Genomic DNA, 14,322 nt, shown 5'->3' with positions numbered 1-14,322 from the left:
TTTGCTTCGGCTTTAATTTGGTTGCGTTAATTGTGTCAACAGAACCTAAAAGTTACCAACAAATATAGAGCTGAAGTGCTGAAGAGGAGACGATTAATAAATCTTTTACAGCGATCGCCTGAATGGTCGACTCTCCTTTTCTGATTCAAAAATTGATGTTTGATAAACCAGGCGTTTTTTGTTAACTTCATTTAATGGTTTGACTGGAAGAATATAACAAAGATGTCATCTTCAGCAGCAAGTGAAATTACTGGGCGATCTGGATTTGCAAGCAACGCAGTGCATTCGCCTCATTGGACTTCATCAGACTCGCTCCCTAAAAACGAAACGCTAACTAAGACCGACTCCAATTTAGACTGGTTGTATCGGGGAACCAGTGAAATTTTTCCAGATCGACCCAATTCTAATAATCCCGAGGAAAACCTTTTAAGTCGAATTACTCAAAGCGATCGCCCGTTACGAGTCAAGTTAGGCATCGACCCTACGGGAACCGATATTCATCTCGGACACAGCATTCCTTTTCGCAAACTAAGGGCGTTTCAAGATGCGGGACATACAGCAGTAGTAATTATCGGGGACTTTACGGCGCAAATTGGCGATCCCACTGGTAAATCGGAGGTACGTCGCCAGTTGAGTGCCGAACAGGTTAAAGCCAACGCCCAAGAATATTTAAATCAACTACGCCCAATTTTAGATTTTCAAACCCCCGAACGCTTGGAAATTCGCTATAACTCGGAATGGTTGAGTAAATTAGATTTAGCGCGAATTCAAGAGCTATTAGCTACCATGACTGTCGGACAGATGTTGGCTAAAGAAGGTTTTGCCGAACGTTACGCTCGAGAAAAACCAATTTTCCTCCATGAATTTCTCTATCCGTTGATGCAGGGTTATGACTCAGTTGCAGTAGCGGCAGATGTAGAATTAGGAGGTACGGATCAAAAGTTTAATATTGCTGTAGGTAGAGATTTACAGCGTTATTTTGGCAAAACTCCTCAATTTGGCTTGTTACTGCCAATTTTGTTGGGTACAGATGGCGTACAAAAAATGTCCAAGTCCTTAGATAACTACGTCGGGTTACGGGAAGATGCCCTGTCGATGTATTCCAAGCTAGAAAAAACTCCAGATAGACTGTTAAAGGATTATTTTAAATTATTGACTAATATAGATTTAAACGAACTACCCGAAAATCCCAGAGAATGTCAGAAGTTACTGGCAATTGCTGTAACCTCTCAGTTCCATGGAAAAGAAGCGGCTTTACAGGCACAGCAAACTGCCCAACAAATCGTCCTGCAAGGCGATACTAGCGGTGGTGAGAGCATACCAGAGTATTCTTTGTCTGAGGTGGAATTTCCCGCCAAATTATTTTTTATTTTGAATGCTAGTGGGCTGTGTAAGAGTAGTGGTGAAGGAAGAAGACAAATTCAGGGCAGTGCGGTACGTTTGGACGGCGAGCGCATTACCGATGTCAATACCACTTTTGACAGTGTTGCCGAATTAGAAAGTAAAGTTTTACAAGTAGGTAAAAAAAAGTTCGTTCGCCTGATCCGATAGGCTGTAGAGGGGAATGAATAATTTAAACTGGGGTAAGTCTTGGCATAGTTTAATTTTGGCATTGGTTATCTGGTTTAGTTCTTCGGAGCGAGTGGAATCTAGCTCAGAAATTACTAATAATTGTCCCGATGAGATCGACAGTCTAACTGGATTGCTTTTAGCAGATTTACCCGACTACGCCAATCGCGTAATTCAAAGAACTCAAGATCTAAATAAAAAAGCAGGAGTCGATAACTACATTATTTCTGCAGGAAAAGCCGATTTTGAACCGCTGAACCTACCTAAAATTCAGTACAATCCGGTTGATTTTCAATCTCCAGAACAAATATTCTTTACGGTTTTAGAACGCCAATATCGCGATCGAGAAATTAGAGAGATACAAACTTATCATTGGTTATTTTTAGCTCCCTCTGAAAGCGGTTGGCGCATGGTAATGCTGTTCTCTCGCTTTGGAGACGGGACTGAAAATAATCCACCTACACCACCATTAGAAACCAGTGACGGCATTATCGGTCAGGGAATTCGCCTCTGGTTGAGAGATTGCCGAGCCGGAAGAATCAGCGGCGGAGTGGAGAAGACAGAGTAATACCAATCGAGTATTATTTTGGAGTCGAAGCCAGAGAGCGGACTTAAGATTTTATATGAAACTTCGACCGCAATACCTTGAAAACTCTGACAATTTATCGATAATTGCTATTTGAATAATTTTGTTAAACTTGCTTATAAATTAGAAACTAATATAAATTACTCTCGTGTCAGAATCAGCCTCTCTATCCGATCGCTATTTTCAACTAATCGATCGCATTGTAGATAACACTCTTAAAGGTAAAATTGCTTCTACCGAAAGAGTCTACAGGATGTTATTACAGTCAGTGGAGGTTGGCACGGGAGAAGTATTCGAACGCTGTCTAGCTGAAAGGCTCGCTACTACTAAGGCGCAGTTAGCCACTAAACTAAAAGCGACACGAATTTTAAAAGCTTTAGAAACCATCGAAAAACAATGGCAGAGGTGGCAAGAAGAGAACCAAGCAGATCTTGAAGTATCTAATGCTGTCGAACAGATTTTAGCTGCAGAATCGAATGATTACTTTCCGGCTTTAATTGAGGCAATAGATTCCGACCGAAACGGAGGAATAAATCGGGGCAAATTAGCTAAAATAGCGCAAAATATTAAATCGAACGCAGAATTAAGCTCAAAAGCTCCAGTAGATTCTGATTTAAGCCAGTTAGCTTCTGGTATCGAGCGGGGTTTACAGAGTTTTGCCGACTTAGAACCAGATCTAGTTAGCTGGATTTATGATTCTGGTAGTCGTTTTGGTGGTTTTGGTGCAGAAAAACCCAATCCCTGGCGAACCTGGTCGCAAAAAGTCGATAGTCTGTTACCAAGACAGCTATTTCAAACTTTAGCCCAAAATCGACCGATAACCGATCTGGTCGGACTTACCAATAATTTAGAGCTAAAAGCTTGGGTGGAGTTGGCGATTTTAATGCAATACTTACTACGAGGTTTAGTGACTTGGTTTGACCGCCAGCCTTATAACTCCAAATTTGGCAAGCAACTTTCCTACAGTACTTTACTTACCTTTGCAGTAATTTGGTGCGAATTGTGGCAAATACTGGTAAATACTCGCACCAAGTTAGCTCGGGGATGCTTTTTGATGATGTTGCAAATTTTGCGGACTTTTGCCCGTCGTGATGATTTCCCTCTCTATAGTGGTGTATTCGTGTCTTTTTCTGGAGAATATTTACAAAACACTCTCGAGTATTTTGACGAACCCCTCAAGCAAGCCGCAGAAACCGCAGAGAAAGCTCGTATTCTAACTTTACTAGGTTATTCTCAAAGAACTGTAGGACAATATGCTAGGGCGACAATTTTTCATCGAGAAGCTCTAGCGGTCGCCAAAGATACTGCAGACCGTTCCTGTGAAATTGCCAATCTCAATCATCTCAGCCGCACCTATGCCAACCAGAAAAACTACAGCGAAGCGATTAACTACAGTCAAAGAGGCTTAGTCATAGCGCGTCAGGTTGGAGATAAATTAGGAGAAGCCAATGCCCTAGTTAATTTAGGCTACAGTCAGGTTTTATCAGCCCGTCAGCTAGATAGTATAAATTCTGAAGTTTATAGTGAAGCTATTCATTATTTAGAACTAGGAGTAGAACTTGCCACCAAGCAGAGCGACTTTCAGAGTCAGGCTTTTGGTCATAGCAGTTTGGGTATAGCCTACGTAATTTTAACTCGTCCTACCGAAGCGATCGCTTCTCTGACTAAGGCTGCAGAGTTAGCTCAGTATTCTAGAGATATTTATTTACAAGGATTGAGTTATTCTTATATTGCTGAGGCTTACTATAATATCGAAGATCGTGCCGCCGCAGTTGTTTTTGGCAGTGTAGGTATGTATTTTCTCAAGCAAATTAACTCAATTGAATGGCGACAAGCTGCAGGGTTACTCGCAATTTTGCAGGGACAGCTAGGAGAAGTAGAATTTAATAATTTATTGCAACAACGGCGATCTCAGATTGTAGCTTTAATTGGAGTTGACGGTTACGACTATATTTTAGAGATTTTGGCAGAGTATCAGCAGGGATAATTGTTTTCTGCTGGCAAATTGGATCGTGGATACTTTTTATAGTAAGAATCAGAAAAAAAGAATCAAAACTTTATCAAATACACTGCCTAATAGAAAATCAGTAAATCGAGCGAAAGCTAGAGAATAACCTTAGCATTTTTGTTTTTAAAAGGGGTTGGTACTTTCGTTGCTTGATTTTTCGATAATTTTACAAAAAGCTGAAGGCGCAGAGAAAATTATTGGTTTTTCAAAACTTTATCAGAAACTTATAGCTTCTTGATATAATTACTTATTTTTTAAGGCAAATTATTAGTATCAGTATGAATTACTAAGTAAATAGGCTGAGTAAAGAAATAGCAGCTAAAAGATTAGTAATCATATTCCAAACGGCGGAATTTAAAAATAAAACCTTCGTATTATTCATTTTCAATCGATAAATAACAAAATTTAGAATTTATTTTTATGATTAGTATTTTAATTGTAGACTCTCAAAAAAGCGTCCGCGCTAGACTAGAATATCTAATAAAATCGACCTCTGATTTTCAATTAATTGGTACTGCCGAAGACGGCTTGAGTGCGATCGCCAAAGTAGAAGCATTACAGCCTAATGTCGTTCTGCTCGAGGTACTGTTGCAAAAACTTAAGACAAACTTGTAGTATTTAACAAACGTAAATAACTACTAGACCAGATGAACTCAAAGCAACCATTTAAGTGGAAACATTTTCAAGGAGAAATAATTTTACTTTGTGTGAGGTGGTATCTCCGCTATGGTTTGAGTTATCGTGATTTAGCAGAAATCATGCAAGAGCGAGGACTATCTGTAGACCACACCACGATTTACCGATGGGTGATGATTTATGCACCACAAATAGAAAGAAGAGCCAGAAAGCATCTCATCTCAACTAATGACTCTTGGCGAGTAGATCAAACTTATCTCAAGGTCAAAGGAAAATGGAAATATCTATATAGAGCAGTTGACAGCAATGGTATTACCATAGAGTTTATGTTTAGTGCCAGGAGAGATAAACAAGCTGCTAAAAGATTCTTGAAGAAAGCCCTGAAATCGAGACATAATAAGCAGCCAAGAGTTATTAACGTAGACCAAAATCCTGCTTATCCCGCAGCAGTTGAAGAACTTCAAACGGAAGAAATTATCTCTAGTGAGTGTGAATTGAGACAGAACAAATATCTTAATAATATCATCGAGCAAGACCATAGATTTCCGAAAAAGCAGGCTAAGTATAAATTATACTTTCAACATTTCCACTCAGCATGGCGGACATTAAAAGGGTATGAAATCATGAATGTGATTCGCAAAGGGCAAATAAAAAATATCGCTAAAGGTGACATCTTGGGACAAAGAAATTTTGTCTATTCTCTGTTTGGGATCGCTGTCTAAAAAATTAGTTAATCACAGGTATATTCTCTCTGTTCGGATTTTTTGCAACAGAACCATCGAGAGAATTGTGCTGCCTACTTCGTCTCAGGTGCAAATATTTGAAGGACAAAAAGTTTTACACTGGCAAACCAAAACTGGCACGGAAATGATTCCCGTGCGCCAGCTTGCTAATTCGATTGAATATCCGCGTACGGTCGAAAAAATGACCCCTTCGGTATCCGATCTCGATAATCCTATTTTGTTACTTCGTCGTCAAGGAAGTTTAATTGGACTAGAAGTCGATGAAGTTTTAGGAGAACAAGAATTAGTCATTAGACCTCTAGGTAGTGCAATTATTTCTCCGAGTTACATCTATGGATGCAGCATTCTCAAAGACAGCAGTTTGACTTTAGTAATTGACGCTGTAGCTTTGCTTAAAGATCCAAGGTATCAACAAGATGTTGTCAACCATAAAGCATTTTTAGCCGATGTCAGTTTCAAAGCGTTGCCTAGTAGCTCCGAGAGGCGGCAACTTCCTCCTGAATTCTCTTTAGTAGCACGAACTCTATTAGTTGTAGACGATTCGAGCAGTCTGCGTAGAACAATTGCGATGTCTTCGGAAAAAATCAGCCAAGAGGTCATACAAGCTGAGAATGGAATCAATGCTCTTAGTAAATTGCAAAGTTCTGGGGAAGTCGAATTAATAGTTTGCGATTTAGAAATGCCTTTAATGAATGGTTTTCAGTTCTTGCAGGCTATAGGTCAAAATCCTAAGTTCAGTCATATCCCAGTAATTATTTTGACTTCTAGAGACAGCGAAAAACATCGTAAAATAGCTTTAGAGTTAGGGGCTGTAGCTTATTTGGTTAAGCCTTGTCCAGAACCAGAATTATTTGCCGTGGTCGACAAAATCCTCACTCAAAAATCTCAGTAGCCAATTTAATTAGTTTTTAATAGTTTTTAATTTTGTCAGCTCATCCTTATCACCTTGAGAGGGTGGCTTTATGTTCGCTCGAATACGATCGAATGAGTCGCTCGAGCGATCGCTTTTTAAAGGGAGATAGAGAGATATAGCAACCCAAAAGACAAAAATTCTCTGGAATCTAACCCGGTGCTTGCTGTGACTACTTGAAATAAGATCTGGATTATTTTCAGGTTGTTTTTGTGAGAGAAAAGTTAAAAACAACCCCTGCAACATCTTTAAAATAAGATATAGGCAAATACTGTAAAACAATTAAAGATTAATGCAAGATTTTTTTGAAAACGTCTCTCGCTACCCTCGCTATCTAATCAGCTTTATTTTAGGCATATTCTGGGCTTTTTTTAGTGCCTTGAAACCTTTTTTACGAAATCCCGTAACGGCGATCGCCTTAGTTGGCTTGTCTGTAGCTAGTTTTGCTTTTCTCTATTTTACTTTAAAAGCAATGTTGGGCTTGAGTTAACCTTCTTGTCGAGTTGTCGAGAAAACCGAGTCTTAGATTTGCTCTGCAATCGCCAAGCTGCGTTAACTTAGTTAATTTATCTCCAAATTTTTGAGCAATTATGATCCCTCTTAATGATGAAAATCCTACTTACACGACTCCGGTCGTAGTTTATGCCCTAATTGCGATTAATGTTGTGGTTTTTCTCAATCAATTGTCGTTAGGTTCCCAGTTAGATGGTTTCTTTCAACTTTACGCCGTAATTCCCAGAGAACTGACTGCTAGCTTTAGTGGCACGCCGCCAAATCAACCAGTACCAGAAATAGTAACCTTAATTACCTCGCAATTTCTCCATGGTGGATTGTTGCACATTGGAGGTAATATGCTGTTTCTTTGGACTTTTGGTAATAATATTGAAGACGATCTGGGTCATCTCAAGTTTTTGATATTTTATTTAGTCTGTGGCATTTTAGCCGGACTTACTCACTGGTTTTTTGGAATGCAGTCTGCCGTTCCTACTGTTGGTGCTAGTGGAGCGATCGCTGGTGTAATGGGAGCATATTTAATTAAATATCCGCAGGCAAAAATCCTTACCTTACTACCTTTAGGGTTTTTTATTACTACCATTCGCATACCTGCTATTTACTTTCTTGGGTTTTGGTTCGCCCAACAGGCAATTAGCAGCGTAGCTTCTTTGGGAGTTGAAGATGGTATGGGAGGTGTAGCTTATTGGGCGCACGCCGGCGGGTTTATCTTTGGGGCAATTTTAGGTCCGATGTTGGGCTTGATGAGCGATCGCCGCCGTTAGATTTTTTGGTTTCAAATAATAAATTATTAGCAATGACAGTAGGTATTTGGATTTTAGGCGATCGCTTGTCTCAACAGCAGTCTGCTCTAAAAAAATACGAGAGTAACAAACGAGAAATTGCATTTATTTTAATTGAATCTAGTAACTATGTAAAACAACGCCTCTATCATCAGCAAAAACTAGTATTAGTTTGGTCGGCAATGCGCCATTTTGCTGAAGAATTAAAACAGCAAGGCTGGCAGGTTACTTATGCTATTGCTGAAGATTTTATTACGCCTCTTCAGCAATGGATTGAAACTAACAACATCAGCGAACTATACTTAACCGAACCGAAAGATCGCCCTTTTACTAAATTCGTTCAATCTCTAAAATTAAATTGCCAGCTAAATTTACTTCCCGACAATCATTTTTTATGGTCTAAAGCCGAATTTCAAGCTTGGGCAGATCGAAGTAAAAGATTGTTAATGGAGGACTTTTATCGCGAAGCTAGAAAGCGATTTCAGATTTTGATGGCTGGCAAACAACCCATTGGCAGGAAGTGGAATTTTGACAAACAAAATCGTCAGCCACCAAAAAAAATTTAACTACACCTAATGCCATAACATTCAAACCCGATAAGATTACTCAAGAGGTTATAGACTGGATAAAAGCAAATAAATTTTCTAGCTATGGTAAAATCGAGCCGTTTAATTGGGGAGTTACCAGACAACAAGCCTTGCAGGTTTTAGACCATTTTGTTAACCAATGTCTGTCTAATCTTGGCACCTATCAGGATGCAATGGTAACGGGAGAGTATACCATGTGGCACAGTTTAGTTTCTCCCTATCTCAATCTCGGTTTACTCGAACCCGAAGAAGTTATCTTGGCAGTAGAAGCAGCTTACGATCGCCAAAATTTACCGCTCAACAGTGTTGAAGGCTTTATCCGTCATGTATTGGGCTGGCGAGAATATCTTAACGGCATCTATCATTACATGGATGCAAACTATGGCGATCGCAATTGGTTCGAGCACGATCGTCTCCTGCCAGATTTTTTTTGGGATGCTAATGCCACCGAGATGAACTGTCTGCACCAAACTCTCACTCAGGTTGAAGAGACTGGCTATGCCCATCACATACAAAGATTGATGGTTTTAAGCAACTTTGCCCTAATTTCTGGTATTTCACCCCAGGCAATTAAAAGCTGGTTTCACAATGCTTTTATCGATGCCTATGATTGGGTGATGCAAACTAACGTTATCGGCATGGGACAATTTGCCGACGGCGGAATTATCGCCTCAAAACCCTATGCAGCTTCAGCAAATTATATTAACAAAATGAGTGACTACTGTAGTAATTGCTGCTATAATCTCCGCGATCGCATTGGTGCTAAAGCTTGTCCGTTTAATTTTTTTTACTGGGATTTTCTCGCCCGCCATCGCGATCGTCTGTATTCTCTGGGAAGAATGAACTTGGTGTTGAGTCATCTCAAGCGAATATCGGCAACGGAGCTAAGGGAAATTCAGTCTCAGGCTGAAAACTGGTGGTGCGATCGAGAGTAGTTTTCTAATCCCACAAATTTCTCAAATCACAACAAATCATCACAATTTAAAAAATTAGCATTTCTTATTTTTAGTGAGAGTTTATCTCATTGATTCCCCACTGTTTCCACAAACTTTTTCAAAGTTTTCCACATTTTACCCAGGCTTTTCCACAGGCAATAACGAAACGATCTGCTTTTGACTGGCAAACGGGGGATTTTTTTATTTTAGTAGCGATCGCCGCTCCCACACCGAATTTTTGTGAAGACAAGTAACAAAAAACCGCCTCAACTTCTGATTATTTCGTTAGGTAGAGAAATGTTTTGGAATTTTATTAACATTTTGTATCATTGACAAACCCACCCCCCTTAAGAGGAAAATGATTCGACAGACCCAATCGCCAACCAAAAATTACTAGCTTGGTTTGTCACTTTCTCCAACGACCGTCAATCACTCGATTATCTCGGCCTGAGATTTTTCGGTTGGCACGCCAAACAAGTAAATCGATAAATAAATACCTAAAAAACCAACTAAACTAGAAGATATCCCACTATGAATCCAGCAGTCAGCATTTTGGCAGAAATTCCCGAAGAATTGCATAAATCTCTCAAGAATTATCTAGAAACCCATCCTAATTGGGATCAAGATCGAGTTTTTGCTGCAGCACTGTCTTTGTTTCTATTGCAAAATAACAGCGAACAGACTGGTGAAGCTTCTCAAAACTACCGCGCTTGTGCCAGAGTATATTTAGAAACATTGTTTCAGCAGTCGTATTAGTGCGTCGGAATTTTGAGTTTCGAGCTAGGATTAAAAGCGGTGCAATTTCGGTGACGGGGCGTATTGGGTTTCGAGCCCACCCGCTCGCGGCTAAATGTCGGAATCGCTCTTCGACACTACCGTTTTTAAAATACGCAAGCCGACCGCGACCCTTCGAGGTTTTCTCAAACATCGCATTCCCGTCAAAATGTAAGTGACGCTCCGATCGCACCGCTGGCTTTATGTTACTCTCTATTGTTAAATCACTTGTTGTAGACTTTGGCTTCCGTGACTCCTGAAAGCGCAAATAAATTAATCGTTCCCCAATTAATCGTTGGTTTGGGTAATCCAAAACCAAAATATGATAAAACCAGGCATAATATTGGCTTTGAGGTAGTAGATACCTTAGCTCGAGCTTGGCAATTGTCTTATCGAGAAAATCGACGCTTTCAGGGGTTGTACGCCGAAGGATCGACTCCAGGTGGCAATAAAATTCGATTGCTCAAACCTCTTACTTATATGAATCGTTCGGGACAATCGGTAAGAGCGATGACAGATTGGTATAAGATCGAGCCGCAATCGATATTGGTCATTTATGACGATATGGATTTACCTGTAGGCAAATTGCGAATGCGTTTATCTGGTTCGGCAGGAGGACATAACGGCATGAAATCGATTATCGCTCATCTTGGCAGTCAAAATTTTCCTCGTCTGCGAATTGGAATTGGCAAATCAGACGGTAAAAAGGCAACTATAAGTCATGTTTTGGGTAAGTTTGTTCCCCAAGAAACTGAGGCAATCGAAGAAATTCTCTATATGTCTATTAAAGTAGTAGAATCGAGCCTTAAAGAAGGTGTAGAGAAAGCTATGAGTCGTTACAATGGCTTTTCGGTCTCTTTGGAGCAATAATTAAGCCATGAAACACTCAGCACTAGATATTTTTTTGTGGTAGAAAACTTGCTCTGACTCCTTCTCAACTCTTTTCTACGAAAAAAAGTGAGGCTTTATTTTGGTTTCATTGAAACTTCGAGCAGTTTCTCTGCTAGAGTGGCAATTACTCGTTCAAAGGGTGCGGTGTCATCTAAGATTCTGACTAATACTAAAGCCCCCTGAATCTGAATAATTGTATCTTGCGATCGCAATCGTGCTAGTTCTGGCTCAATTCCCGCTTCAATTAGTACCTCAGCTAAAGTATTTATCCATGTTTGAAGTTGCTGCTTTAGTTGGTGGTGAAACAAGCTATCGGCTTCTCCAACAGACATTACCTCCAAAAAACAATTGATTTTTCCTTGGCGGTAAAATTCTCTCAAACCCTGACACATCTTCTGAATTTTCTCGGCAGGTTCACCTCTACCTGTTAATGGTTTTAATACCGTTTTGCTAAAGCCGCTGCCAATATATTCCAGGACAGCAGTACCTATACCTTCTTTACCGTTAGGAAAGTAATGATAGAGACTGGCTTTTCCCAAACCCGTAGCCTGAGAAAGCATTTTCAAGGTAGTTCCTTCATAGCCGTGTTGTCTGAAAATAGGAATGATTTTGGCGATCGCTCTTTCTCTGGACATAAATTAATATTCGAACATAACTATTGACATTATACCGAACGATCGGTACAGTAAAAATATACGATCGGATAGTAAAAGAAGATCGACAATGAAACTATATGATTTAGAGCTTTCAGGAAATTGCTACAAAGTACGTTTATTTTTATCGCTGCTAGAGATTGACTACGAACTGTTGCCAGTGGATTTTAAGGCTGGACAACACAAATCGTCTCAATTTTTACAGTTAAATCCTTTAGGACAAATTCCAGTACTAGAAGATGAAGGTCTAATCTTAAGAGACTCGCAAGCAATCTTAGTTTACCTAGCCAAGAAACATGGCGGAGAAACTTGGCTACCTAATGATGCAGCAGGAATGGCACGAGTAACTCAATGGTTATCAACAGCAGCTAACGAAATTGCTCGCGGTCCTAATGATGCTAGGTTAAATAAGAAATTCGGTTTTGCTATTGACCTCAAAACAGCGCAACAAAAAGTCGAGTCAATTTTGAATATAATCGAACGACATTTGGCGCGACACCAGTGGTTAGCATTAGAACGTCCTACCATAGCCGATCTCGCCTGCTTCCCCTACATAGCTCTAGCACCAGAAGGCGGTGTGATGTTAGATAAATAAATATCCTGCGATTAACCAATGGTGCGATCGCATCAAACAATTACCAGGTTTCATAACTATGCCTGGAATTGAAAATAAAAATAAATAATTAATTAATTAAGTAGAGAAAAGATCGTGAGACGAAAATTTACTGAAATTGCTTTTATTCCTGGGGTTAAAACCGCTCAAACTCGCTATGGCTCTCGCGAAGTCTATGAAAAATTTGTCAAACAAGAAATTAGCGAAGATATTTTGACCGAGAAAGAAATAGATTTTATTCAAGCAAGAGATAGTTTTTATCTGGGAACCGTGGGAAGTAACGGCTACCCTTACATTCAATTTCGTGGTGGTGCGACGGGTTTTTTAAAAATTATCGATGAAAAGACTCTGGGGTTTACCGATTTTAAAGGCAATCTGCAATACATTAGTGTGGGAAATTTGCTGGAAAACGATCGCGTCTTCTTATTTTTGATGGATTATGCTCATCGTCGTCGCTTGAAAATTTGGGGACGTGGCAAAGTAGTAGATAATTCTCCAGAATTATTAGCATGTTTAGCAGTTCCAGATTATCCAGCAGAAGTCGAACGAGGCATTTTAATTGAAATTGAAGCTATGAGTTGGAACTGTCCGCAACACATCCCTGTAAAATATTCAAAAGGAGAAGTTGCAGCAAAAATTGCACCTTTAAAAGCCAGGATTAAAGAATTAGAAAATAACTTAGCCGCACTCACTCAAAACTCCTAACGCTTTATCTATTTATAAGAGTTTACTAATCTGACTATAGCTGGAATTACTGATATTACGATCGCAGGTTTCTCTTCTAACTTTAACTTTAATTTTAATTTGTGAGATGAAAATAATAATCTACAAATCACAATGTCTTTATTACACTCAAACCTAAACCTTAACCCTACCAAAATCGTTAATCAAAGTGATTGACAAGCCATAGTGCAATAACTTTAAACGTAGTAGTTTATCATATGAAATCTTAAGTAGGATATAAGTTAAGCGTTTAAGCTATGCGCTATGAGCAGAGCAGCATTCGCCTAACGCTTAACTTTTTCTAATACTGTCAAATACTGTCAAAACCTAAAGGATATTTTAAAATAACAAGATTAGTTTTTTTTCAGACCAAAGAAACCGCCAAAAAAACCATTATTACTAGATTTATCGGATTTTTTTCGATTGTTAGAGTCAGAATTATTTTTGTCTTGGGTTAGCCGTTCTAATTCTTTTTTGCTTTCGACCGCTACGGGATCTTGGGGGTTAGCTTGATAAGCTTTATTAATGTGCACTTTTGCCATCGTTAGCTGCTGTTGTTGAATATATGCCTTACCTAACAAGGCATGAACTGTGGAGTGCTTGGGATCGAATTTGAGCGCATCTCGTAATTCTGTAATAGCTTCTAAAATACTACCTTTTTCGAGGTATTGCTGAGCACGCCGCAAGTAGGACTCGATCCTCGATGCAGGTGTTGGTTTGTCTTTTTGAGCTGGAGTTGGAGGTGACTGAGATTTTGCTGGTTTGGGTGAGGTGGAGACTGGTTTTTGATGCTGAACTAAATTTTCTTCTCGATTAAGTTGGCGATCGTATTTAAACACTAAATAGGCTAGATTGAGTTCGCTCAAGCTCGCAATATTCTTCGTCACTCGTTCCAATGATTCATACTGTTTTGAAGTAAGATTTTTAAGATGGCGGTCATATATTGCTTCTAATTTGTCTCCTGCTTGAGATAATTCCCGCTCGAATTCAGGATTTAGAGTTATTTTCTCTTTCTTTTCTGCTAAACGTTTGCCAATTTGAGTTAAAACTATTTGATGTTCGGCACAGGTATTTTGGCGAGATAATTGTTCGTAAGCCGGATTGACTAGCTTGGATAAAATTTCATTGGCTAGCTGTTTATCGCTTTTACAGGTATCGGGGTGTAATTTTTGAACGATTTTGATATATTTCAAACGTATCTGTTTGGCATCTGCGTTGAGAGATACTCCCAAAATCGCATGGTAGTCTGTGATTTTAAATTTGAATAACCCGTTGTCGATCGCAAAGGACATAAAATCAAAAAAAAGAGATTAATTCTACTTAGTCGTAAACTAGTAGTTACATGGTTATTGTTCCCTCAAATTACAGTTAATTAAACAGTTTAGGAAATTTAATTTGG

At 39.3% G+C, this 14,322-nt stretch carries 14 protein-coding genes and 2 pseudogenes; 13 read left to right on the top strand and 3 right to left on the bottom strand.

All coding sequences use genetic code 11. The annotated features are described in order from the left end of the window. Window positions 1-222: 222 nt before the first annotated feature. The 9 genes and pseudogenes from tyrS (at window position 223) to ACLFKQ_RS21995 (ending at window position 9,269) form a co-directional block, all read left to right on the top strand. The gene (gene tyrS, locus ACLFKQ_RS22035; protein ID WP_449001866.1) at window positions 223-1,551 is read left to right on the top strand and encodes a tyrosine--tRNA ligase; all 1,329 of its coding nucleotides are present in this window, start codon (window positions 223-225) and stop codon (window positions 1,549-1,551) included. Window positions 1,552-1,564: 13 nt separating this feature from the next. Continuing rightward, window positions 1,565-2,137, top strand: coding sequence for a hypothetical protein (locus ACLFKQ_RS22030; RefSeq protein WP_449001865.1), 573 nt, complete (start codon window positions 1,565-1,567; stop codon window positions 2,135-2,137). 166 nt (window positions 2,138-2,303) lie between these two features. After that, on the top strand, window positions 2,304-4,142 hold the full coding sequence (locus ACLFKQ_RS22025; protein ID WP_449001864.1) for a tetratricopeptide repeat protein: 1,839 nt from the start codon (window positions 2,304-2,306) through the stop codon (window positions 4,140-4,142). Between the two features lie 441 nt (window positions 4,143-4,583). Continuing rightward, the gene (locus tag ACLFKQ_RS22020) at window positions 4,584-4,778 is read left to right on the top strand and encodes a hypothetical protein (protein ID WP_449001863.1); all 195 of its coding nucleotides are present in this window, start codon (window positions 4,584-4,586) and stop codon (window positions 4,776-4,778) included. Between the two features lie 32 nt (window positions 4,779-4,810). Further along, entirely contained in the window at window positions 4,811-5,521 is a 711-nt protein-coding gene (locus ACLFKQ_RS22015; RefSeq protein ID WP_448997902.1) for an IS6 family transposase, read from the top strand. A 67-nt stretch (window positions 5,522-5,588) separates the two neighbouring features. Then, complete coding sequence (locus ACLFKQ_RS22010) at window positions 5,589-6,434, top strand: response regulator (RefSeq protein WP_449001862.1); 846 nt, start codon at window positions 5,589-5,591, stop codon at window positions 6,432-6,434. Between the two features lie 310 nt (window positions 6,435-6,744). Beyond that, the gene (locus ACLFKQ_RS22005) at window positions 6,745-6,942 is read left to right on the top strand and encodes a DUF751 domain-containing protein (RefSeq protein ID WP_449001861.1); all 198 of its coding nucleotides are present in this window, start codon (window positions 6,745-6,747) and stop codon (window positions 6,940-6,942) included. 100 nt (window positions 6,943-7,042) lie between these two features. Further along, complete coding sequence (locus ACLFKQ_RS22000) at window positions 7,043-7,729, top strand: rhomboid family intramembrane serine protease (protein WP_449001860.1); 687 nt, start codon at window positions 7,043-7,045, stop codon at window positions 7,727-7,729. A gap of 32 nt (window positions 7,730-7,761) precedes the next feature. Further along, window positions 7,762-9,269: pseudogene (locus ACLFKQ_RS21995) on the top strand (cryptochrome/photolyase family protein). 118 nt (window positions 9,270-9,387) lie between these two features. Here ACLFKQ_RS21995 and ACLFKQ_RS21990 read toward each other — a convergent pair. Further along, window positions 9,388-9,519, bottom strand: coding sequence for a hypothetical protein (locus tag ACLFKQ_RS21990; protein WP_449001859.1), 132 nt, complete (start codon window positions 9,517-9,519; stop codon window positions 9,388-9,390). A gap of 281 nt (window positions 9,520-9,800) precedes the next feature. On the opposite strand from ACLFKQ_RS21990, the gene ACLFKQ_RS21985 reads away from it, so the two are divergent. Both ACLFKQ_RS21985 and pth read left to right on the top strand, forming a co-directional pair. Continuing rightward, on the top strand, window positions 9,801-10,025 hold the full coding sequence (locus ACLFKQ_RS21985) for a DUF2811 domain-containing protein (RefSeq protein ID WP_449001858.1): 225 nt from the start codon (window positions 9,801-9,803) through the stop codon (window positions 10,023-10,025). Window positions 10,026-10,292: 267 nt separating this feature from the next. Then, entirely contained in the window at window positions 10,293-10,913 is a 621-nt protein-coding gene (pth, locus tag ACLFKQ_RS21980; protein ID WP_449002021.1) for an aminoacyl-tRNA hydrolase, read from the top strand. 95 nt (window positions 10,914-11,008) lie between these two features. On the opposite strand, the gene ACLFKQ_RS21975 is transcribed toward pth, so the two are convergent. Then, complete coding sequence (locus ACLFKQ_RS21975) at window positions 11,009-11,569, bottom strand: TetR/AcrR family transcriptional regulator (RefSeq protein WP_449001857.1); 561 nt, start codon at window positions 11,567-11,569, stop codon at window positions 11,009-11,011. Between the two features lie 88 nt (window positions 11,570-11,657). On the opposite strand from ACLFKQ_RS21975, the pseudogene ACLFKQ_RS21970 reads away from it, so the two are divergent. Beyond that, window positions 11,658-12,270: pseudogene (locus tag ACLFKQ_RS21970) on the top strand (glutathione S-transferase family protein). A gap of 26 nt (window positions 12,271-12,296) precedes the next feature. Continuing rightward, on the top strand, window positions 12,297-12,905 hold the full coding sequence (locus tag ACLFKQ_RS21965) for a pyridoxamine 5'-phosphate oxidase family protein (RefSeq protein ID WP_449001856.1): 609 nt from the start codon (window positions 12,297-12,299) through the stop codon (window positions 12,903-12,905). Window positions 12,906-13,276: 371 nt separating this feature from the next. Here the strand turns inward: ACLFKQ_RS21965 and ACLFKQ_RS21960 are convergent, their stop codons facing one another. After that, window positions 13,277-14,215, bottom strand: a complete 939-nt coding sequence (locus ACLFKQ_RS21960; protein WP_449001855.1) for a J domain-containing protein — start codon at window positions 14,213-14,215, stop codon at window positions 13,277-13,279. Window positions 14,216-14,322: the final 107 nt, after the last annotated feature.

The sequence above is a fragment of the Myxosarcina sp. GI1(2024) genome, from assembly GCF_053543375.1.
The sequence above is the reverse complement of the archived record's forward strand: the minus strand, read 5'-3'. Positions and strand labels throughout refer to the sequence as shown.

Excerpts from the sequence above, each read along its gene's own strand:
- ACLFKQ_RS22020 (WP_449001863.1), top strand. The coding sequence starts at position 4,584 with ATGATTAGTATTTTAATTGTAGACTCTCAAAAAAGCGTCCGCGCTAGA.
- ACLFKQ_RS22015 (WP_448997902.1), top strand. The coding sequence starts at position 4,811 with ATGAACTCAAAGCAACCATTTAAGTGGAAACATTTTCAAGGAGAAATA.
- ACLFKQ_RS21985 (WP_449001858.1), top strand. The coding sequence starts at position 9,801 with ATGAATCCAGCAGTCAGCATTTTGGCAGAAATTCCCGAAGAATTGCAT.
- ACLFKQ_RS22000 (WP_449001860.1), top strand. The coding sequence starts at position 7,043 with ATGATCCCTCTTAATGATGAAAATCCTACTTACACGACTCCGGTCGTA.
- ACLFKQ_RS22030 (WP_449001865.1), top strand. The coding sequence starts at position 1,565 with ATGAATAATTTAAACTGGGGTAAGTCTTGGCATAGTTTAATTTTGGCA.
- ACLFKQ_RS22005 (WP_449001861.1), top strand. The coding sequence starts at position 6,745 with ATGCAAGATTTTTTTGAAAACGTCTCTCGCTACCCTCGCTATCTAATC.
- ACLFKQ_RS21960 (WP_449001855.1), bottom strand. The coding sequence starts at position 14,215 with ATGTCCTTTGCGATCGACAACGGGTTATTCAAATTTAAAATCACAGAC.
- ACLFKQ_RS21975 (WP_449001857.1), bottom strand. The coding sequence starts at position 11,569 with ATGTCCAGAGAAAGAGCGATCGCCAAAATCATTCCTATTTTCAGACAA.
- tyrS (WP_449001866.1), top strand. The coding sequence starts at position 223 with ATGTCATCTTCAGCAGCAAGTGAAATTACTGGGCGATCTGGATTTGCA.